19 protein-coding genes are annotated in these 19,111 nt (G+C 69.4%); 11 read left to right on the top strand and 8 right to left on the bottom strand.

The window, feature by feature from the left end; all coding sequences use genetic code 11:
- Nucleotides 1–5: 5 nt before the first annotated feature.
- Nucleotides 6–776 (top strand): amino acid ABC transporter ATP-binding protein, encoded by a 771-nt coding sequence (locus ACIBCT_RS23975; protein ID WP_399192010.1) that lies wholly within the window; start codon nt 6–8, stop codon nt 774–776.
- Between the two features lie 419 nt (nt 777–1,195).
- On the opposite strand, the gene ACIBCT_RS23970 is transcribed toward ACIBCT_RS23975, so the two are convergent.
- A complete protein-coding gene (locus ACIBCT_RS23970; RefSeq protein WP_344904486.1) occupies nt 1,196–1,567 on the bottom strand; it encodes a hotdog fold thioesterase in 372 nt (123 codons plus the stop codon).
- Between the two features lie 119 nt (nt 1,568–1,686).
- Here ACIBCT_RS23970 and polA point away from each other — a divergent pair, with 119 nt between their 5' ends.
- The 4 genes from polA (at nt 1,687) to ACIBCT_RS23950 (ending at nt 8,233) form a co-directional block, all read left to right on the top strand.
- Nucleotides 1,687–4,440: a DNA polymerase I gene (gene polA, locus ACIBCT_RS23965; RefSeq protein ID WP_399192008.1), complete on the top strand. Its 2,754-nt coding sequence runs from the start codon at nt 1,687–1,689 to the stop codon at nt 4,438–4,440.
- A 261-nt stretch (nt 4,441–4,701) separates the two neighbouring features.
- Nucleotides 4,702–5,826 carry a polysaccharide deacetylase family protein gene (locus ACIBCT_RS23960; protein ID WP_399192006.1) on the top strand — a complete coding sequence of 375 codons (1,125 nt, stop codon included), beginning with the start codon at nt 4,702–4,704 and terminating at the stop codon, nt 5,824–5,826.
- 220 nt (nt 5,827–6,046) lie between these two features.
- Entirely contained in the window at nt 6,047–7,552 is a 1,506-nt protein-coding gene (gene rpsA, locus ACIBCT_RS23955; RefSeq protein ID WP_399192003.1) for a 30S ribosomal protein S1, read from the top strand.
- A 225-nt stretch (nt 7,553–7,777) separates the two neighbouring features.
- Entirely contained in the window at nt 7,778–8,233 is a 456-nt protein-coding gene (locus ACIBCT_RS23950) for a GNAT family N-acetyltransferase (RefSeq protein WP_399192001.1), read from the top strand.
- Between the two features lie 125 nt (nt 8,234–8,358).
- Here ACIBCT_RS23950 and ACIBCT_RS23945 read toward each other — a convergent pair whose 3' ends face one another.
- Nucleotides 8,359–9,024, bottom strand: a complete 666-nt coding sequence (locus tag ACIBCT_RS23945) for a TetR/AcrR family transcriptional regulator (protein ID WP_399191999.1) — start codon at nt 9,022–9,024, stop codon at nt 8,359–8,361.
- Nucleotides 9,025–9,124: 100 nt separating this feature from the next.
- Between ACIBCT_RS23945 and ACIBCT_RS23940 the strand changes: the two genes are divergently transcribed.
- From ACIBCT_RS23940 to ACIBCT_RS23930, 3 genes are all read left to right on the top strand, one after another.
- Nucleotides 9,125–10,027 (top strand): SDR family NAD(P)-dependent oxidoreductase, encoded by a 903-nt coding sequence (locus ACIBCT_RS23940; protein WP_399191997.1) that lies wholly within the window; start codon nt 9,125–9,127, stop codon nt 10,025–10,027.
- Nucleotides 10,028–10,920: 893 nt separating this feature from the next.
- Complete coding sequence (coaE, locus tag ACIBCT_RS23935; RefSeq protein ID WP_399191995.1) at nt 10,921–11,520, top strand: dephospho-CoA kinase; 600 nt, start codon at nt 10,921–10,923, stop codon at nt 11,518–11,520.
- Nucleotides 11,487–12,470, top strand: a complete 984-nt coding sequence (locus ACIBCT_RS23930) for an ArsB/NhaD family transporter (protein WP_399192275.1) — start codon at nt 11,487–11,489, stop codon at nt 12,468–12,470. The genes coaE and ACIBCT_RS23930 overlap by 34 nt, the downstream gene beginning before the upstream one ends.
- Before the next feature lie 60 nt (nt 12,471–12,530).
- Here the strand turns inward: ACIBCT_RS23930 and ACIBCT_RS23925 are convergent, their stop codons facing one another.
- Entirely contained in the window at nt 12,531–12,971 is a 441-nt protein-coding gene (locus ACIBCT_RS23925; RefSeq protein WP_399191993.1) for a PIN domain-containing protein, read from the bottom strand.
- Complete coding sequence (locus ACIBCT_RS23920; RefSeq protein WP_399191991.1) at nt 12,968–13,216, bottom strand: type II toxin-antitoxin system Phd/YefM family antitoxin; 249 nt, start codon at nt 13,214–13,216, stop codon at nt 12,968–12,970. The genes ACIBCT_RS23925 and ACIBCT_RS23920 overlap by 4 nt, the downstream gene beginning before the upstream one ends.
- 580 nt (nt 13,217–13,796) lie before the next feature.
- Between ACIBCT_RS23920 and ACIBCT_RS23915 the strand changes: the two genes are divergently transcribed.
- On the top strand, nt 13,797–14,480 hold the full coding sequence (locus ACIBCT_RS23915) for a glyoxalase (protein ID WP_399192273.1): 684 nt from the start codon (nt 13,797–13,799) through the stop codon (nt 14,478–14,480).
- Nucleotides 14,481–14,928: 448 nt separating this feature from the next.
- On the opposite strand, the gene ACIBCT_RS23910 is transcribed toward ACIBCT_RS23915, so the two are convergent.
- Nucleotides 14,929–15,294 (bottom strand): DUF4288 domain-containing protein, encoded by a 366-nt coding sequence (locus tag ACIBCT_RS23910; protein WP_399191989.1) that lies wholly within the window; start codon nt 15,292–15,294, stop codon nt 14,929–14,931.
- A gap of 165 nt (nt 15,295–15,459) precedes the next feature.
- Here ACIBCT_RS23910 and ACIBCT_RS23905 point away from each other — a divergent pair, with 165 nt between their 5' ends.
- Both ACIBCT_RS23905 and ACIBCT_RS23900 read left to right on the top strand, forming a co-directional pair.
- Nucleotides 15,460–16,248 carry a class I SAM-dependent methyltransferase gene (locus ACIBCT_RS23905; protein WP_399191987.1) on the top strand — a complete coding sequence of 263 codons (789 nt, stop codon included), beginning with the start codon at nt 15,460–15,462 and terminating at the stop codon, nt 16,246–16,248.
- 78 nt (nt 16,249–16,326) lie between these two features.
- The gene (locus ACIBCT_RS23900; RefSeq protein WP_399191986.1) at nt 16,327–17,199 is read left to right on the top strand and encodes a GNAT family N-acetyltransferase; all 873 of its coding nucleotides are present in this window, start codon (nt 16,327–16,329) and stop codon (nt 17,197–17,199) included.
- Nucleotides 17,200–17,307: 108 nt separating this feature from the next.
- Here ACIBCT_RS23900 and ACIBCT_RS23895 read toward each other — a convergent pair whose 3' ends face one another.
- The 3 genes from ACIBCT_RS23895 to ACIBCT_RS23885 form a co-directional block, all read right to left on the bottom strand.
- Nucleotides 17,308–17,850 (bottom strand): dihydrofolate reductase family protein, encoded by a 543-nt coding sequence (locus ACIBCT_RS23895; protein ID WP_399191985.1) that lies wholly within the window; start codon nt 17,848–17,850, stop codon nt 17,308–17,310.
- A 63-nt stretch (nt 17,851–17,913) separates the two neighbouring features.
- Complete coding sequence (locus tag ACIBCT_RS23890; protein ID WP_399191984.1) at nt 17,914–18,309, bottom strand: sigma factor; 396 nt, start codon at nt 18,307–18,309, stop codon at nt 17,914–17,916.
- Between the two features lie 18 nt (nt 18,310–18,327).
- On the bottom strand, nt 18,328–19,098 hold the full coding sequence (locus ACIBCT_RS23885; RefSeq protein ID WP_399191982.1) for a sporulation protein: 771 nt from the start codon (nt 19,096–19,098) through the stop codon (nt 18,328–18,330).
- Nucleotides 19,099–19,111: the final 13 nt, after the last annotated feature.

The raw sequence follows: 19,111 nt of genomic DNA, 5'->3' as shown, positions 1-19,111 counted from the left end.
CTCCGGTGACTCCGGCGATCTCGGCGAACCACGCGGTCGAGATCCGCGACCTGCACAAGAGCTTCGGGAAGCTGGAGGTCCTCAAGGGCATCGACTTCGCGGTCGACCCCGGCCAGGTGGTCTGCGTCATCGGCCCCTCGGGCTCGGGCAAGTCCACCCTGCTGCGGTGCGTGAACCTGCTGGAGGAGCCCACCGCGGGCAGGGTGGTCGTCAACGGCGTGGAGCTGACCCACCGCGACGTCGACATCGACGCGGCCCGGCGCGGTGTCGGGATGGTCTTCCAGCAGTTCAACCTGTTCCCGCACATGACCGCGCTGCAGAACGTGATGATCGCGCAGCGCCGGGTCCTGAAGCGGAGCGCGGCCGAGGCCGAGCGGATCGCCAGGGAGAACCTGGAGAAGGTCGGCATCGGCGAGAAGTGGAGCTCCTACCCGGCCCAGCTCTCCGGCGGGCAGCAGCAGCGGGTGGCCATCGCCAGGGCCCTGGCGATGAGCCCGGCGCTGATGCTCTTCGACGAGCCCACCTCGGCGCTCGACCCCGAGCTGGTCGGCGACGTGCTCACGGTCATGCGCAAGCTCGCCGAGGAGGGGATGACCATGCTGGTGGTCACCCACGAGATGGCGTTCGCCCGCGACGTGGCCGACCGGGTCGTGTTCATGGACGGTGGCGTGATCGTGGAGGACGGCACCCCCGAGCAGGTGATCGGCGCCCCGCGCAACGAGCGCACGCAGACCTTCCTGCGCCGCGTGCTCGACCCGACGCACACCGACGTCTGAGCCTCCGGGCCGCACCGTCCGGGAATCCCGGTCCCCCGGCCCCTGAGGGCCGTCAGGGGCCACCCGGGCCATGGTCCGACCCGGCCCGTCCACCGGTCCGCGCCCGTCCGGCGCGGGCCGGTGGACGGAAGGGGCCGGATGGATCCCGGCCGCCCCACGGACCCGGCGAGCCCGGGGGAGACCTTTGGCGCCATACGGAGCTTCCCCGACCCCGTACGTTTTCTACTCGGTCCCCCCACGGACATCACCGTCACCCACCGTAGCGGACCGGTTGCTCCACGAGGGCAAAAAGGCGGTCCGAATATGATCGAGTACGAGATGTGATCAGACGTCCGCCGGGCACCTGCGGGTCATGACCGGAAGGCGCCGGCCGGGACCCGGGACGGGGCTCGAGAGGGGCCCGGGACGGAGCCGCCGCCTCAGGTGTCGCGGAGCATGCACGTCAGGCGCGAGCTGCACACCCTGCGGCCCCGGTCGTCGGTGATCTCGATCTCGTACGTGGCCAGCGTCCGGCCGCCGTGCACCCGGGTGGCGACCCCGGTGACCAGGCCCGAGGTGGCCGAACGGTGGTGGGTGGCGCTGATCTCGACGCCCACCGCGATGCGGCCGGGCCCGGCGTGCAGCGCCGCGCCGGTCGAGCCCAGGGTCTCGGCCAGCACGCAGGAGGCGCCGCCGTGCAGCAGGCCGTAGGGCTGGATGTTGCCCTCGACGGGCATCGTGCCGACCACCCGCTCGGGGGAGGCCTCGGTGATCTCGATGCCCATCCGGTCCACGAGCGTGTTCCGGTGCATGACGCCCACCTGTTCCTGGAGGGACCGCGCGGACTCGTCGGGGTCTGTCATGGTCAAGGGGGCGTCTCCTGTCGAGCGAGGCCAGGCGTTCTGTCGTAGGAGGAGACTAGGCTTTCGCTGTGCCGAAGAGCGAAGCGACCCCCACTCGTCCGTGTCTCCTGCTGCTGGACGGTCATTCACTGGCCTACAGGGCTTTCTACGCCCTCCCCGAGGAGAACTTCTCCACCTCCACGGGCCAGACGACCAACGCCGTCTACGGGTTCACCTCGATGCTGGTCAACGTGCTCAGGGACGAGCGGCCCACCCACGTGGCGGTCTGCTTCGACCGCTCCGAGCCCACGTTCCGCCACGAGGAGTACGCCGACTACAAGGCCGGCCGGAGCGCGACCCCCGACAGCTTCCGCAGCCAGATGAGCCTGATCCACGAGATGCTCGACGCGCTGGCCGTGCCGCACCTGTCGCTGGCCGGGTACGAGGCCGACGACCTGATCGCGACCCTGGCCACCCGCGCCTCCGCGCAGGGCATGAGCGTGCTGATCGTCACCGGCGACCGCGACGCGCTGCAGCTCGTGGACGAGCACGTCACCGTGCTGATGACCCGCGTCGGCATCAGCAACATGACCCGCTTCACCCCCGAGGCGGTCCTGGAGAAGTACGAGCTGACCCCCGCGCAGTATCCCGACTTCGCCGCCATCCGTGGCGACTCCAGCGACAACCTCAAGAACATCCCCGGCGTGGGAGAGAAGACCGCGGCCAAGTGGATCCGCGAGTTCGGCTCGCTGGAGGCCCTGGTCGACCGGATCGACGAGGTCAAGGGCAAGGTCGGCGACAAGCTCCGCGACCACCTCGACCAGGTCCTGATGAACCGGCGCCTGACCCAGCTCATCCGCGACGTCCCGGTGGACCGCGACGTCACCGACCTGGCGCTCGGCAGGCCGCACCGCGAGGAGATCGACAAGATCCTCGACACGCTGGAGTTCCGCGGCGAGATCCGCGACCGGGTGCTCAAGACGATCGCCTCGCCCCAGGGCGGCGCCGGGGCCGAGGCCGAGGACGGCTTCGCGGTCGAGGCCGTCACCCTGGGCCCCGACGAGGTCGGCCCCTGGCTGCGTGCCCTGCCCGCCGGCCGCGCCGGCCTGGCCTTCAGGGGCGCCTACGGCAGCGGCACCGGCCGCGTCGACGGCATCGCCATCGCGGCGGCCGGGACGCGTGCCGGGGACGCGGCCGGCGACGGGGCGGAGAAGGCGTCCGGCGGGCGGGCGGCGTTCGTCGACCCGGCCACGCTGACCGAGGCGGACGAGGCGGCCCTGCGCGAGTGGCTGGCCGACCCCTCGATCCCCAAGGCCGTGCACGACGCCAAGGGGCCGATGCTCGCCCTGTGGGCCCAGGGCATGGAGCTGTGCGGCCTCAACTGCGACACCGCCCTGGCGGCCTACCTGGCCACGCCGGGGCAGCGCTCGTTCCCGCTGGAGGACCTGGTCCGCGTCTACCTTCGGCGCGAGCTGCGCAGCGAGACCGACAACGGCGGCCAGGCCAGCCTCTTCGACGACACCGACGCCGACGGCGCCCGGGAGCTGGCCCTGCGGGCGCTGGCGGTCGGCGAGCTGGCCGACGCGCTGGAGGCGTTCCTGGAGCCGCTGGGCGCCATCCACCTGCTGCGCGACGTGGAGCTCCCGCTCGTCACCGTCCTGGCCGAGCTGGAGCGGGCCGGCATCGCCGCCGACCGCGACCACCTCGAGGCGCTGGAGGCCGAGTTCGGCGCCGCGGTCAAGCAGGCCGTCGAGGCCGCGCACGCCTCCATGGGCGGCGAGCAGTTCAACCTGGGCTCGCCCAAGCAGCTCCAGGACATCCTGTTCGTGCGGCTCAACCTGCCCAAGACCAAGAAGACCAAGACCGGCTACACCACCGACGCCTCCGCGCTGGCCTGGCTGGCCACCCAGACCGAGCACGAGCTGCCGACGATCATGCTGCGCCACCGCGACCAGGCCAAGCTCAAGGTCACGGTCGAGGGCCTGATCAAGGAGATCGCCGACGACGGCCGCATCCACACCACGTTCAACCAGATCGTGGCGGTCACCGGCCGGCTCAGCTCGGAGAAGCCCAACCTGCAGAACATCCCGATCCGCACCGCCGAGGGCCGCAGGATCCGGCAGGGCTTCACGGTCGGCAAGGGCTTCGAGACCCTGCTGACCGCCGACTACAGCCAGATCGAGCTGCGCATCATGGCCCACCTGTCCGGCGACGAGGCGCTGATCGCCTCCTTCGAGTCCGGCCACGACTTCCACAAGGCCACCGCGGCCCGGGTCTTCGACACCGACCCCGAGAAGGTCACCGGGGAGATGCGGGCCAAGATCAAGGCGATGAACTACGGCCTCGCCTACGGCCTGTCCGACTTCGGGCTCTCGGAACAGCTCGGCATCCCGGTCTCCGAGGCCAGGGCGCTCAAGGAGGAGTACTTCGAGGAGTTCGGCGGCGTCCGCGACTTCCTCAACGCGATCGTCGCCCAGGCCAGGAACGACGGCTACACCGAGACCATCATGGGCCGGCGCCGCTACCTGCCCGACCTCAACAGCGACAACCGCCAGCGCCGCGAGATCGCCGAGCGGATGGCGCTCAACGCGCCCATCCAGGGGTCGGCGGCCGACATCATCAAGATCGCCATGCTGGGTGTGCAGGGCGCGCTCAAGGAGGCCGCCCTCGGCTCCCGGATGCTGCTCCAGGTCCACGACGAGCTCGTGTTCGAGGTGGCCCCCGGCGAGCTGGAGACCCTGCGCGAGCTGGTCACCGACCGGATGAACGCCGCCTACTCCCTGCGGGTCCCGCTGGCCGTCTCGGTGGGCGTCGGACGCACCTGGGAGGACGCGGGGCACTGACCGCTGTCTTTCCAAGTCCCCGGAGGCCGTCTCCGCGGCCCTCAGACGGTCTCCAGGGCCTCCTGGACGGGGTGACCACCGGGGTGCGCGAGACCGTTCGCGTGTCCGCTCACGGGCCGTTTCCGGGCTCTCCGCGTGACCGTCCACAGGGTGCCCGCGGGGGCGTCCGAGGGGGCCCGTCCCCTGGTGATTGGCCAGGCCTGTCCGAGTCTGTTCTAGGGTGGTGGCCCAGCCGATAAGCTCGACGGGCACGGGAGTTTTGTGCTGAGTTCAATCCCCCTGACGCGGATCATCATGCTGGCCAACGTGCTGGTCGTCACGATGGCGGTGGTGGTGCTCCTCACGCTCCCCACCCCGCCCGCCCGGCCCGGGGCGTCCGCCTCCGGCGGCCCCACCCGCGGGCCGTCCCAGCCGCCGCAGCCGTCCGCCTCGCCCACGCCGGACCCGAGCCTGCCCTCGGCCGAGCTGCCACCGCCGATCACCGCCTCGCCGGAGTTCGCCCGGCAGGTCAAGGCCAACGAGGCGGGCATGGTCCCGATCCTGATGTACCACCGGATCACCCACAGGCGGCTGGCCTCGATCGACCGTACGCCGGACCAGGTCCGCAAGGAGCTGGAGAGGCTCGCCCGGGACGGCTACGTGCCGGTCACCGCGCGCGAGTTCGCCACCGGCCGGATGGACGTCCCCGCGGGCAAGCACCCGGTCGTGCTCACCTTCGACGACGGCCACCACAGCCACTTCGCGCTCCAGGCGGACGGCACACCGGCGAGGAACAGCGCGGTCGGCATCATCTACCAGGTCGCCAGGAAGTATCCCGGCTTCCGGCCGGTGGCCACCTTCTGGGTCAACCGGTACCCGTTCGGGCTGCAGGAGCGGCGCGACCAGGAACGGGCCGTGCGCTGGCTCGTCGAGCGGGGCTTCGAGGTGGCCAACCACACCTGGAGCCACCCCTACCTGCCCGGCCTGGGGAAGAAGGAGATCGCCGGGCAGCTCGCCCGGGTCGAGCGGATGCTGAAGAGGCTCGGCGTGCCCCCGTCGGAGACCATGGCGCTGCCGTTCGGGGCGATGCCGCGCAAGCGCGCCACCGTGCAGTCCGGGAAGTGGCAGGGCGTCCCGTACCGCTTCAAGGGGGTCTTCCTGGCCGGGGCCGAGCCGTCGGTCTCGCCGTTCGTCAGGCGCTACGACCACCGCTCCATCCAGCGCATCCAAAGCAACGGTAAAAAGGGCGAATGCCGGAAATGGTGTTCGCAGTACTGGCTGGAGTGGCTGGACAGGCATCCGCGCGAGCGCTACACCGCGGACGGCGACCCGGACCGCATCTCCGTCCCACGCGGGCTTCGGGGTAAGATCAGGAGCGATCGGAAGCAATTGATCAACGCATACTGAGCGAGATCGTCGACCTCGTGACCGGTGGTCGCGTAGTGTCGTCGGATTGACCATACCCGTCTGGTCTCATATGCTGATCGCTGCGCTGTGGGCTCGCGCGTGTCTCGGACGGAGTGGGCTCGCGCTCGATCATGTCGACGTCAATTCTTCGGCTGACGGTAAGAGGCCTGCCGCGCGTTCGCCACATCGACATCTGTCCGCGTTCGGAGCAACTCCACACATGACGAGCAGCACTGAGGCCACCTCGAGCACCCCGCAGGTAGCGGTCAACGACATCGGCTCTGAGGAAGAGTTCCTCGCAGCGATCGACCTGACCATCAAGTACTTCAACGACGGCGACATCGTCGAGGGCACCGTCGTCAAGGTCGATCGAGACGAAGTTTTGCTCGACATCGGCTACAAGACCGAGGGTGTCATCCCCTCGCGCGAGCTCTCGATCAAGCACGATGTCGACCCGGCGGATGTCGTCGAGGTTGGCGAGCACGTCGAGGCCCTGGTCCTCCAGAAGGAGGACAAGGAAGGCCGCCTGATCCTGTCCAAGAAGCGCGCTCAGTACGAGCGGGCCTGGGGCACGATCGAGAAGATCAAGGACGAGGACGGCATCGTCACCGGCACCGTCATCGAGGTCGTCAAGGGTGGTCTCATCCTCGACATCGGCCTGCGAGGCTTCCTGCCGGCGTCCCTGGTCGAGATGCGGCGCGTCCGCGACCTCCAGCCGTACGTGGGCCGCGAGCTCGAAGCCAAGATCATCGAGCTGGACAAGAACCGCAACAACGTGGTCCTGTCCCGCCGTGCCTGGCTCGAGCAGACGCAGTCCGAGGTTCGCCAGACGTTCCTCAACACCCTTCAGAAGGGTCAGGTCCGCAAGGGCGTCGTCTCCTCGATCGTCAACTTCGGTGCGTTCGTCGACCTCGGCGGCGTCGACGGTCTGGTCCACGTCTCCGAGCTCTCCTGGAAGCACATCGACCACCCCTCCGAGGTCGTCGAGGTCGGCCAGGAGGTCACCGTCGAGGTGCTCGACGTCGACATGGAGCGCGAGCGCGTCTCCCTGTCGCTCAAGGCGACGCAGGAAGACCCCTGGCAGCAGTTCGCCCGTACCCACCAGATCGGTCAGGTCGTCCCGGGTCGCGTCACCAAGCTGGTGCCGTTCGGTGCGTTCGTCCGCGTCGAGGAGGGCATCGAGGGCCTGGTGCACATCTCCGAGCTGGCCGAGCGCCACGTCGAGATCCCCGAGCAGGTCGTCCAGGTGGGTGACGAGATCTTCGTGAAGATCATCGACATCGACCTGGAGCGCCGCCGGATCTCGCTGTCGCTCAAGCAGGCGAACGAGGGTGCGATGGGCGCCGACGTCGAGTTCGACCCCACGCTGTACGGCATGGCGGCGACCTACGACGACTCGGGCAACTACATCTACCCCGAGGGTTTCGACTCCGAGACCGGCGAGTGGCTCGAGGGCTTCGACAAGCAGCGCGAGGAGTGGGAGCGGCAGTACGCCGAGGCCCAGACCCGCTTCGAGGCGCACAAGAAGCAGGTCGAGGAGGCCCGCAAGGCCGAGGCCGAGGCGGGCGAGGCTGCCCCCACGTCCTACTCCGGCGAGACCCCGCCGGCCGGTGGTGGCTCCACCGGTGCCGCCAGCAGCGGCTCCTCCGCTCCGGCGGGTGGCGCCCTGGCCTCCGACGAGGCTCTCGCGGCTCTGCGCGAGAAGCTCGCGGGCGGTCAGAACTGATCACGCGGTAGACGTTCCACGGAAGGGCCCCGCTCCGGCGGGGCCCTTTCCGCGTCCCGGTCCCGGTCCCGGTCCCGGTCCCGGTCCCGGTCCCGGTCCTGGTCCGGCTCGGCCCGGTCCCACCGCGCTTGCACCCCGGGCCCGAACCCCGTGGGCTTCTCCGTCCCTGGCCGTTCCCGTGCCCTGGCTCACCCCTCCCTCCCACGGCCCGGCTAGGGTGACGCCGTGACCGTGATCGAGTACGCGAAGCCCGAGGACGCCGGCGAGATCCTGACGGTGCAGCGCGCCGCCTACGTGGGTGAGGCCCAGCTCTACGGTGACCCGTTCATCCCGCCCCTGGTGGAGTCGGCCGACCAGGTCCGCCAGGCCGTCGAGACGGCCACCGTGCTCGTCGCCAGGGACGGGAGCAGGATCGTGGGCGCGGTACGCGGCCGGATGTCCGGCACGACCTGCCTGGTCGGCCGCCTGGTGGTCGCCCCGGACCGGCAGGGGGTCGGCATCGGGGGCTCCCTGCTGACCTCCCTGCACACCGAGGCCGCCACGGCCCTCGCCTTCGACCTGTTCACCGGCCACCTGTCCGAGGCCAACCTGCGCCTGTACCGCCGTCAGGGCTACCGGGAGACCGGCAGGGAACGGATGAGCGACCATCTGACGCTGGTGCACATGCGCCGGGAGCCGTGAGAAGGCCTGCTGTCACGCCGCGTGGCCGAAAGGCTTTGAGCAAGTGCTCCCCGGGTCGAGGTCGTCCGGGATCGTGGGGCATGCTCCCGGATGACTGGACCCCACCGAAGGCGTCGGCGAAAGGTTCAGGAGCGTGGCAGCACACCCAGGAGCGCCGAGGTGAAGGAGATCCGCAGAGCGTCACGCAGCTCCAGGTGGAGCACGCCGAGGGCGGGCTCGTCCGCATAGGCGGCGAGGAGGCTGGGCGGCGGCGGGACGTAGGAGGACAGGGCGCCCGCCGAGACGAGGCTCATCAGGCAGAACAGTTGTGCGCCGTCGCCGAGCTCGGGCACGTGGCGGCGCACGAGCTCGGTCATGACCGCGAGCCTGGTGAGGGAGGAACGCTTGTGCCGCTTGACCACCTCGACCGAGACGTTGTGCTCGAGGACGCCGCCCTGCGCGCCGAAGAGGTCGCACAGCGCCACCCGGCCCGCCAGCGACCGGCTGAGGATCTCGGCCAGCCGGCCCGCTCGCACTTCCGGCGCCGCGTGCCCCTCGATGCCCACGGCCAGCTCGTCCGCCAGCTCGGCGAGCCAGCTTCCCAGAAAGTCGTCCAGCAGTTCGAGCAGCACCGCTTCGCGCGACTCGAAATATCGCAGGACGTTCGACTTGGCCAGGCCCACCCGCCGGCTGAGCTCGTTGAGGCTCACCTCGGCCACGGGCATCTCATCGAGCATCGCCGCCGCCGTGTCCAGGATCGCCCGGCGGCGGATCTCCCGCTGCTCCTCGCTTCGCGCCCGCTGGAATGTCACGTCCTCATCGTATCTTAAAGACCGTCGGTCTTTTGACATCAGACCGCCAGTCTCTTAAGCTCGCTCTCGTAACAGACCGATGGTTTTTTAGGAGTGCGCCATGAGTGGCAACTGGACCGAGCAGCACATCCCCGATCAGCACGGCCGGGTGGCGATCGTGACCGGCGCCAACACCGGGCTGGGCTTCGAGACCGCCCGGATGCTCGCCGCGCGCGGGGCGGCGGTGGTCCTGGCCGTCCGCGACGTCGAGAAGGGCAAGCGTGCGGCCGCCCGCATCGACGGCGACGTCACCGTCCAAGCCCTCGACCTGACCTCCCTGGAGTCGATCCGGTCCGCGGCGGCCGATCTGCGCGCCACCCACCCGCGCATCGACCTTCTGATCAACAACGCCGGTGTGATGTACACCCCGAAGCAGACCACCGCCGACGGCTTCGAGCTGCAGTTCGGCACCAACCACCTCGGCCACTTCGCCCTCACGGGCCTGCTGCTGGACCGGCTCCTGCCCGTCCCCGGCTCCCGCGTCGTCACGGTCAGCAGCACCGGCCACCGCATCCGGGCCGCCATCCACTTCGACGACCTGCAGTGGGAGCGCTCGTACAGCCGCACCGGCGCCTACGGCCAGGCCAAACTCGCCAACCTGATGTTCACGTACGAACTGCAGCGCCGGCTAGCGCCGCACGGCACCACGGTCGCGGTGGCCGCCCATCCCGGCGTGTCCAACACCGAACTCACCCGCAACACCCCCGCCGCGCTTCGGGTGCCCGTCACCTGGCTCGCGCCGCTGCTCACCCAGAAGGCCGAGATGGGCGCCCTGCCCACCCTGCGCGCCGCCACCGATCCGGCCGTCATCGGCGGCCAGTACTACGGTCCCGGCAACCGGGGTGAGATCCGGGGATATCCGAAGCTGGTCACCTCCAGCCCTGACTCCCACGACCAGGCCGTTCAGCAGCGCCTGTGGGCCGTCTCCGAGGAGCTCACCGGGGTGACGTTTCCCGTGGGGTGAAGCGGTGACTCCACGGCGGAGGGACTTCCCTGAGGCCGCGACCTCGCACGGGTCGCACGGGTCGGCCCTGCCCAGGCGATCTCGTTGTACGGCGGCAGCGGTTCACTGTCCGGGGGCCGGTTGTGAAGACGGCCTTGGACGAGCTTCAGGACATCCGGCGCCGGGACGCTGCCGCTCCCGGCCCACGGCTGAGCGGCGAGTCGGGCGCCACCTTCCGGAAGACCGTGGCCAACGCCTCCGCGACGAAGGGCGGCGGGCCGCAGGCGTGGGCGGACACCGCCGGCAGGCCGCTGGGACGCAGCACCTGCGCCGCCTCGGCCGGGCCCGGTCGTAGCGGTCGGCGTGGCCCCCGAACGACTCCGCCGTCTGCCTGACTTCACGAAGCTCGTCCCGCGGAGGCGCTGGTTGCTCCCGCACCATAATGAGCGTGCGCCCACCATCGTGGGCGGATGCCCACTTCGCAACCTGGGCAGCGGTTCGCGGTGGGTGAAGTACCGGCGAAGGCGCGTTCGCCGGCCGGGAGAGGGTCCCGCCGGAGCCGGAGAAAGCCGACAGGGACGTGAACGCCGTCATCGCCGATGTCGTACAGAGACGACCGCTGTGAACTGATGTCCCGCGAAGGCGGACGTGAGCGTCTCCTGCTCCCGATGGCCTCCTTGCGTGCTCCGGTCATGACACGAGCGGCCATCAGGGCACACGCGAGACCTCATGGGTGAGGCCGCGTGACACACTCCCCTTCGGCCGCGTGCCAAATCCCGCCCTCGGGCCGCCCCTGCCGGTCCCGTCACCTGACGAGCCACGACAGGTGGCCCACGGCCGCCCTGACCCGCATCCCGCGGAAGATCCGGGTCGGAGATTCTGTGGGGTGTCCCTTACCGCGTATGCTGCGGATCATGTTCAAGGTGGGGCTTACCGGCGGCATCGGGTCCGGCAAGAGCGAGGTCTCCAAGCGGCTGGCCGCCCGAGGCGCCATGGTCATCGACGCGGACAAGATCGCCCGCGAGGTGGTGGAGCCGGGGACCCCCGGCCTGGCGCGCGTCGTCGGCGTCTTCGGCACCGGGATCCTCCGCGAGGACGGCTCCCTCGACCGGGAGAGGCTCGGCTCGATCGTCTTCACCGACTCCGAGAAGCTGGCCTCGCTCAACGCCATCGTCCACCCGCTCGTCGGCGCCCGGATCGCCGAGCTCCAGGAACAGGCCCCCACCGGAAGCATCGTGGTCTACGACGTGCCGCTGCTGGCCGAGAACGGCCTCGCGGGCATGTACGAGCTCGTGGTCGTCGTGGACACCCCCGACGACGTCCGCCTCGCCCGCCTGATCGAGTTGCGCGGCATGACCGAGCAGGACGCGCGGGCCAGGATCGCCGCCCAGGCGACCCGCGAGGAACGCCTGAAGATCGCCGACATCGTCGTACGGAACGACGGCACCCTGGAGGAGCTGGAGGCCCGGATGGACGACCTCTGGTCCGACCTCACCGCCCGCGCCACCGCCTGAACCGTCCTTTCTCCGGTTCGAACCGCCTGAGCCGTCCGCCCCCGTTCTCTTCGGGCTTCGAACCGCCCGTACCGTTCTCTCCTGATCTGAGCCACCCGCGTCGCCGGACCGGTATCGCCGCGCTGCCACCGGCCATGACCACCCTCTGGCTGGCCAACACCGCCGCCCTGCTCCTGCCGGTCTCGAACCTGACGAACCTGCTGGCCGTGGACCGGCTCGGTATGTCCACCCGCGAGTTCGCCGGACGTCTGTGGTTCCCCCAGCTCGTGTCCATCACGGTCACCGCGGTCCTGCTGTGGGTGTTCTTCTGGCGCCGGGGCCGACGCGGAACCGGCCGCTACCGACCGCCGGTTGCCGAGGCGGTCGCCGACCCGCTGCTGTTCAGGGTCGCGACCGGAGCGTGCGTGCTGTTCGTCGCCGCGATCCTGCTGGAGGTGCCGATCCAGCTCGCCGCCCTGGCTGGGGCGGCCCTGATGCTCGCCGCCTTCGCCTGGCGCGACCGCTCGAAGCTCACCCCCGCGCTGTTCCCCTGGCAGCTGCTCGTCTTCGTCGTCGGCCTGTTCCTGGTCGTGCCCACCCTGAGCCGGTACGGCCTGGCCTCGGTGATGAGCTCGCTCGCCGGGACCTCCGGAGGATCGGGAGGCGACGGTGCCTACCGCGTCGCGGCCGTCGGCGCGGTGCTGTCCAACCTGATCAACAACCTGCCCGCCTACACGGTGGTGGAGCACGTCATCCCCGCGGGAGAGCGCGACCTGCTGCTCGCCCTGCTCATCGGCACCAACATCGGCCCGGTGATCACCCCGTGGGCCTCCCTCGCGACCCTGCTGTGGTTCGAGTGGTGCCGCCGCAGGGGAGTGCGGGTCCCGATGCTGACGTTCGTGCTGACGGGGGCGGTGCTGGTGGTGACCTGCGTGACCGCGACGGTGGGGGCACTGGTGCTCACCGCTTGAACGATGAGCGTGCGCTTGGCGCTTGGCGGCGCCGGTCGCGGTTCGCATCGCTCGGGCCTGTCAGATGTCGTCGGGCAGCAACCGAAAGCACTCGTGGCCGGTAAGCGGGCGGATCGCGCGGAAGTGCTCGCGATCCAGCGTGAAGACGGCGTCGGTACGGAACTCGGCCGCCAGAGCCGCGTTCATCGCGTCGGTCAGGCCGATGTTCATCGTCCGGTAGCGGGTCATGAGCGCGCCGGCGGTGCGCAGATGCGGTGACACCTCGGGAACCTCGTACCGTTTGACGTCGATCCTGCCCATGACGTGGTCGAGGACCGCGAAGGCGGCCTGCTGGCCGATCCTGCTCGTGATCAGATAGTCGAGCTCGGCGAGGACAAGGGGGGATATGACCAGGTGACCGACCTGAGCTCGGGCTTTGACGCATGCGTCATGCTCTGCGTCCTGGCGGTTGAAGGTCGCCAGCAGAGCCGAGGTGTCAGCGATGGCCACAGGGACGTTCACCGACCAAAACCTCCGGCCAGGAACTCATCGGTCCGCGCCGACAGATCGGTGGGCCCGTCGAACAGGGGAAGATCGTCGTCCCCCATGGGATCGGTGGGAAACGGGAGCGGCGGCTCGGCCTGGTGGGCTGGCACCAAGGTTGCGATATGGCGGCCGTTCTTGGTGACCGCGATCGTCTCGCCCTGCTCTGCCGCGGCGAGGATGCGAGCGGACTGCTGGTTGAACTCCCGGGCTGTGGCTTCCATATGGTCATGGTACTACTTATGTACTACATGCGGACGGCTCTTCGGGTGAGTGAAGACCGTGGTGAAGAAACCGTACCTCTGCCCGGCCGCCGAAACGGCCGGGCATGTGATCACCGGTCGAGAGTGACTCTGACCGTACGCTCCGGCCGAGTCGCCGAGAGCGGTGGCATCGGCAAAGCGAAGTGATCCGGCTTTACGACCGTGAGGAAACTGCGCTGTTCACGTGGGCGAAGGTGAGATCGGATCCGCAAGATCCTTATTGCCCGTGAAAGGGCACACTTCCATCGTGGGTTTCCTGGTCGAGGCGGCTGACGGATTTAAGGCCTATGCGAGTAAGGGCCCTTGATGAAAGTGGCCCGTATACACTTCGGTAGTCGGTGAAGTGATCTCATCGCATTCAGGCATCCTGCAACTCGAACAGACGTCGCGGCTGCCCATTGACAGTGACCCACCTCTTACTGGGACTGGAACGATCCATATGCGAGGTTCGCTGCAGAGTGCAAGCATCGTCGGACGATCCGGAAGGTGGAATGACGTGAGTGAGATCGCGATTCAGCCGAACGAGACGACGGTGCCGTTGATGCCGTGCGCGTCGATGGAGGAGACCTTGGCGTTCTACGAGGCACTGGGGTTCGAGGCGACCTGCAAGCAGAGCAAGCCCTATGTCTATCTGGCGCTGCAATGGAGCGGATTCCAACTGCACTTCGGCCCGGCGCCCAAAGGACTGGATCCGGCCCGGGAGGAGTCCGGAGGTTGCCTGGTCATGGTCGACGCCGTGGCGTCGTATCACGCGGCGTTCGTCGCGGCGATGCGCCGGGTCCACGGCAAGGTGCTGAGTTCCGGCCTGCCGCGGATCACCCGCTACCGGCCAGGTGCGTCCCGGTTCACGCTGATCGATCCGTCCGGGAACTCGATCATGTTCATCCAGCGTGACGAGCCGTCCGAACTGGAGTATGGCGGCTCGAAGAAGCTGACAGGCCTGGCCAGGGCGCTCGACAACGCCCGGATTCTGCGTGAGTTCAAGAATGATGACCTGCAGGCTTTTCGCGCGCTCAAGTCTGCGGTGCGCAGGCATGGTGCGGACGCCCCGGTGGTCGAGCGGGCCATCGCTCTGTGTCACCTCATCGACCTGGCCATGGTCCTCGGCGAGCCCATCGATCCATGGGGCGCCGATTTGCGCGTTCTGGAGCTCACCTCCAGCGACAGGCAGCGCATCGAGTCGGAACTCGGGCATCTCGCCGGACTTCAGGACTGGCTTCCTTAAGAGCTGTTAACACGATGGGTTGAGGCGGCGCCAGCAGATCAAGGCGCAGCCGAGGCCGAGGAAGGCTTCGTGCTCAGGTGCACTTCCGAAGCAGGAGGAAATTGCCGACCGCTGGTGACCGAGCCAAAGGCCAGGAGGCTTCGCTGGGAACCCGTACGGCGCGTCCGAGGTCGGCTCTCCAGGTAGGCCGGGACCTCGGGCCACAAGCGCCATGAGGCCCTGGTCCACCGGGCTGTCCTGTTCTGGGAACGCCATGAGGACGATGCAGGCCGGATCGCGTCTGGTGCCGGGTGACGCGGCCGTGATCGGTGCGCGAGCAAAGGTAAAAGGATCGCCGTCTTACGGGACGACCGCCGCTCTGCTCACCTTGTACGGCAGGCGTCGGCGCACCTGCGAGGCGACCGGAAAGGCTCACGATCGGCATGGTTCCGGCCCGGTGGTGCCGGACTCAGGCTTCCTGACCGCCAAGTGACGAGAAAGAGAAGAGGTCGCCGTATCGCGAGAGATCGTCGAAGCTTCGTGAATAAAGACTCGTGTCCGAGTCAAGGTCGTCGTACAGGGCCTCCCGGACGTCCGCGACCCCCATGAGCGTCCACGTCACGGTCTCACCGAATTCGTTCAGGTAAGCGACCTCGTCAGCCTTTCCCATCGCCTCCGCCCGCCTGCTCGCACCCTCGATCGAGCGCTCATGGATGAGGACGGTGTCCTCGGTGTAACGAGCAGGCGCGTACCCGCCCTCCACGACCACCCTGTGGACGAGAAGCGCGATATAGGGCCGTCGCTCCGCGGTGTCGTCCGGCTTCTTTTCCGGCACGCTCGGTCTCCGTTCCGCCGTGGTCGAGCCCGCTGTGGTAAAGCGTTGAGCATCACATGTCTCACCCGAGTTTTTCCTGCCTTTTTCTCGCCCGGACGGTCCCTTCCATTCACTCGACGGAGTAATTCGTTTGCCCCTTCACCAAGGGCGAAGACATCATCGAGCATGGCGATGACACCGGAACTCCTCGCCCACTACGGGCTGGACAAGGAACACGACAGGCTCCGCACCGGACGTGGCCGGTTGGAGTTGTGGCGGACGCAGGAGGTGCTGCGCGCGGCGCTGCCCGGCGCTCCCGCCAGGGTGCTGGACGTGGGCGGTGGTACCGGGGTGCACGCCGAGTGGCTGGCCGCCGACGGGTACGAGGTCGAGCTGATCGACCTGATACCGCTGCACGTGGAGCGGGCGGCGCGGCTGGCCGGGATCACCGCGCGACAGGGGGACGCCAGGCATCTGCCGGTGCCCGACGAGAGCGTGGACGCGGTGCTGCTACTGGGCCCGCTCTACCACCTGCCCGACCGCGCCGACCGGGTCCGCGCGCTGGCCGAGGCGGTACGGGTGGTACGGCCCGGGGGCCTGGTGGCCGCCGCGACGATCAACCGCTCCGCGGCCGTGCACGACATGATCCACCTGGAGCTGTACCTGCGGCCGGAGATGCGGAAGGTGGCGCTCTCGGCCCTGGCGGACGGGAACCTGCGCCCCGCGTACGAAGGCTTCACCGCCTACCTGCACGACCCGGACGACGTCCCGGCCGAGTTCGCCGACGCCGGGCTTCCCGGCGCCACCCGCCACGGCCTGGAGGGAGCCTTCTGGCTGTACCGCGACATCGACGACTGGCTCGACGACCCCGAGCGCCGCGCCTTGGTGCTCGATGCCCAGCGCCGCCTGGAGTCGGTCCCCTCCCTGCTGGGCGTCAGCGGCCATATGCTCACACTCGCCCGTAAGGCATCCTGAGCGGTGGCGTCCGGGCCGGCCTCCGTCCCGAATATGAGGGCGACCGGGCACCCGAGAAGGCCCCGAGATGGAGAGACCGTGTCGATTCAGATCGTCCCGCTGACCGATCCCCACCCGAGCGCGTCCAGCCGCCGCCTGGTGTGGCTGGCCGTCGGCGGTGACGGGGTCCCCCTCGGGTCGGCGTTCCTGCGCCTGTTCGACACCGAGGGGCAGGACCACCTGGCCGAGCTGGAGCTGAGCGTGCATCCGGCGGAGCGGCGCAGGGGTGTCGGCTCCGAGCTGCTGGCGCGGGCGGTTGCGGGCGTCGTGGGGGAGGGGCGGCGCTGCGTGCTCGCCCAAGCCGTGGCCGGTACGCCGGGTGACCACTTCCTGGCCGACCGGGGGTTCCGGAAGGTGCTCACCCTGACCTACGTCAGGCTCGTCCTGGCCCACACCGTCGCGGACACGGCCGCCGGACGGCCGGTCGCCGGGTATCGGCTGCGGTCCTGGGAGGGGACGGTGCCGGACGAGCTCGCCGCCACCTTCACCGCCTCCCGCCGGGCCATGGACGACATGCCGATGGACGACACCGACTACGGCCTCGTGGTCTGGGACGTCGAGCGGGTCAGGGCGGCGGCCAGGGCCGTCGAGGACCGTGGCGAACGGCTGTACACGGTCGCCGCCGTCGACGAGTCCGACGGCTCGATCGCCGGGTTCACCGAGCTGGTCGTCCCCGGTGACGGCAAGGGCGACGGCCAGCACTACGGCACGGGCGTCCTGCCGGAACACCGGGGACGTGGCCTGGCCCGGTGGATGAAGGCCGAGATGATCCGGCAGGTCCGCGAGCGGCACCCGGACCTGACCGGGCTGCTGGCGGACACGGCCGAGAGCAACACCCGCATGCGGGCCGTCAACGACGCGCTCGGCTACCGGCCCACCCACAGGACGTTCCAGTACCAGCTCGACCTCTGACCTTTCGAACGATCGGGGGACCGAGGGGCTGGCCTCCGGGACGTCCCGCGGCGCGGTGACGGGCCGGACCGGTGGTCACCGGGCGCCCCGCCGCCGCGCCGGGACGGCTCATCCGATGACGCGGAACCAGAGGCTCGTGGCGTGCGGCGACCGGGCCACGTCGACGCGCTCCAGCCTGACGTGGGTCCCGCCCGGGTGGTCGAACAGCCGGACGCCGTCGCCCAGCATCACGGGCGCGACGAACACGAGGATCTCGTCGAGCACACCCACCGCCAGGCACTGCCGGGCGACGTCGGCGCCGAGGATGTTGACGTACTTCCCACCCGCGGCGGCCTTGGCCGCGGCGACACCGCCGCCCAGGTCACCGACGAAGGTGACGCCCGGCACCGGTGTGTCCGGGATGTGGTGGGTGAGCACGAACTGCGGCCCGGTCCAGTCGCCGCCGAACGGCTTCTCCTCCCTGTCGGTGCCCCGGTGGGGGTCGTCACCACGGAAGGTGCGGTTGCCGACGAGAAGCGCGCCGATCTCACCGATGAGCCCGTCCACCACAGGGTCGGGCCCGAGGTACGGGGTCAGCCAGGACATGTCGCCGCCCGGCCCGGCGATGAAGCCGTCCAGCGACATGGTGACCGAATACAGCATCCTGCTCATGAGGTGTCTCCGTCGGGGTCGATTTCGTGTGACCCGCGTTGAGACGGTGGTTCCCGCGAGAACTCATCGGCGCGCCGTCGCCAGCCTCACGGAAGGTGCCGCGGACAGCGTCATGGGCAGGCCGAACGCCGGGAACAGGCCGGGATCGTGGAAGGCGGTGACCTCGGCGATCCGGTCGTCCTCGATCCGCAGCCCGGCCAGACGCTGCGGGAGCACCCGGTGCGCGCGGCCGTCGAGGGCGTCCAGGCAGGCGTTCGTGGCGATCCGGTACAGCCAGGCCCGGAACGTCGAGCGCCCCTCGAAACCGCCGAGGCCCCTCCACGCGTGCAGGAACGTCTCCTGCGTCAGGTCCTCGGCCTCGTCGAACGAGCCCAGCATCCGGTAGCAGTGCCCGCCGGAGTGACGGGCCGGCCCCAGGCGACGGAACGAGGAACGGGTGTGCCCCGGAGAGCGGAGCACACCCGTACGGGAGCAAGTCTAGAACCAGCCGCGCTTCTGGGCCATGGAGTGCAGGGCGCCGCGCAGCGACTGCTCGACCTGGCCGGGGTGGTCGCTGTAGTGGACCGTGAAACGGCTGTAGGTGTCCTGGCTGGAGCCGAAGCTGCCGCGCTTGTCGGCCTCCAGGATGATGTCCATCGCCTGCGGGCCCGCGATGAAGGTGAGCTCCAGCTCGTTGAAGTGGCGGCGGTACTCGGGGCCCGCGTAGTACTCGATCTCCTGGAAGAACGGCATCCGCGAGCCCTGCAGCGTGCCGCGCTCCAGGTCGGCCTTCTTGAAGCCGAAGCCCATGTTGCCCAGCGCGCCGAGCACGTGGTCCTGGGCGGGCAGCGGGTTGACGAACAGCGCGTCGAGGTCGCCCTTGTCGAGCGCGCCGGCCAGGGCCAGCTCGGTGGAGACGCCCAGCTGCATGCCGCGCAGCGGGTGGCCGGCGACGGCGCTGATCGGGGTCTCCCACGGGACCTGGATCTCGAAGGGGGCCGACTGCGGGGCGCCCGCGGCCAGCTGGAAGGAGCCGGTGATCTGCTGGCGCAGGAAGCTGTAGGTCGACTTGTACTCGTTGTCGCCGCTCTCGACCTCGACGACGGCGGTGAAGTCGATGAAGATGCCCTCCACCTTGTAGTCGGAGCCGCCGCCGCGGAAGTTGACCTGCCCGCGCAGCACCTCGCCGGGCCGGACGTGCGAGTTCTGCAGGACCGTGTCGACCTCGACACCGGCCCCGAACGCGGCCATCAGCTTGCGGAACACCATTGATCTCTCCTAG

Origin of the sequence: Streptosporangium sp. NPDC050855, assembly GCF_044456585.1 — a bacterium.
Lineage (GTDB): Bacteria > Actinomycetota > Actinomycetes > Streptosporangiales > Streptosporangiaceae > Streptosporangium > Streptosporangium longisporum.
Note: the sequence above shows the minus strand (reverse complement) of the source record. Positions and strands in the feature narration are given on the sequence as shown.

Coding starts and splice junctions, on each gene's coding strand:
- ACIBCT_RS23970 (WP_344904486.1), bottom strand. CDS start 1,567: ATGCACCGGAACACGCTCGTGGACCGGATGGGCATCGAGATCACCGAG.
- rpsA (WP_399192003.1), top strand. CDS start 6,047: ATGACGAGCAGCACTGAGGCCACCTCGAGCACCCCGCAGGTAGCGGTC.
- ACIBCT_RS23940 (WP_399191997.1), top strand. CDS start 9,125: ATGAGTGGCAACTGGACCGAGCAGCACATCCCCGATCAGCACGGCCGG.
- coaE (WP_399191995.1), top strand. CDS start 10,921: ATGTTCAAGGTGGGGCTTACCGGCGGCATCGGGTCCGGCAAGAGCGAG.
- ACIBCT_RS23920 (WP_399191991.1), bottom strand. CDS start 13,216: ATGGAAGCCACAGCCCGGGAGTTCAACCAGCAGTCCGCTCGCATCCTC.
- ACIBCT_RS23915 (WP_399192273.1), top strand. CDS start 13,797: ATGCCGTGCGCGTCGATGGAGGAGACCTTGGCGTTCTACGAGGCACTG.
- ACIBCT_RS23905 (WP_399191987.1), top strand. CDS start 15,460: ATGGCGATGACACCGGAACTCCTCGCCCACTACGGGCTGGACAAGGAA.
- ACIBCT_RS23895 (WP_399191985.1), bottom strand. CDS start 17,850: ATGAGCAGGATGCTGTATTCGGTCACCATGTCGCTGGACGGCTTCATC.
- ACIBCT_RS23885 (WP_399191982.1), bottom strand. CDS start 19,098: ATGGTGTTCCGCAAGCTGATGGCCGCGTTCGGGGCCGGTGTCGAGGTC.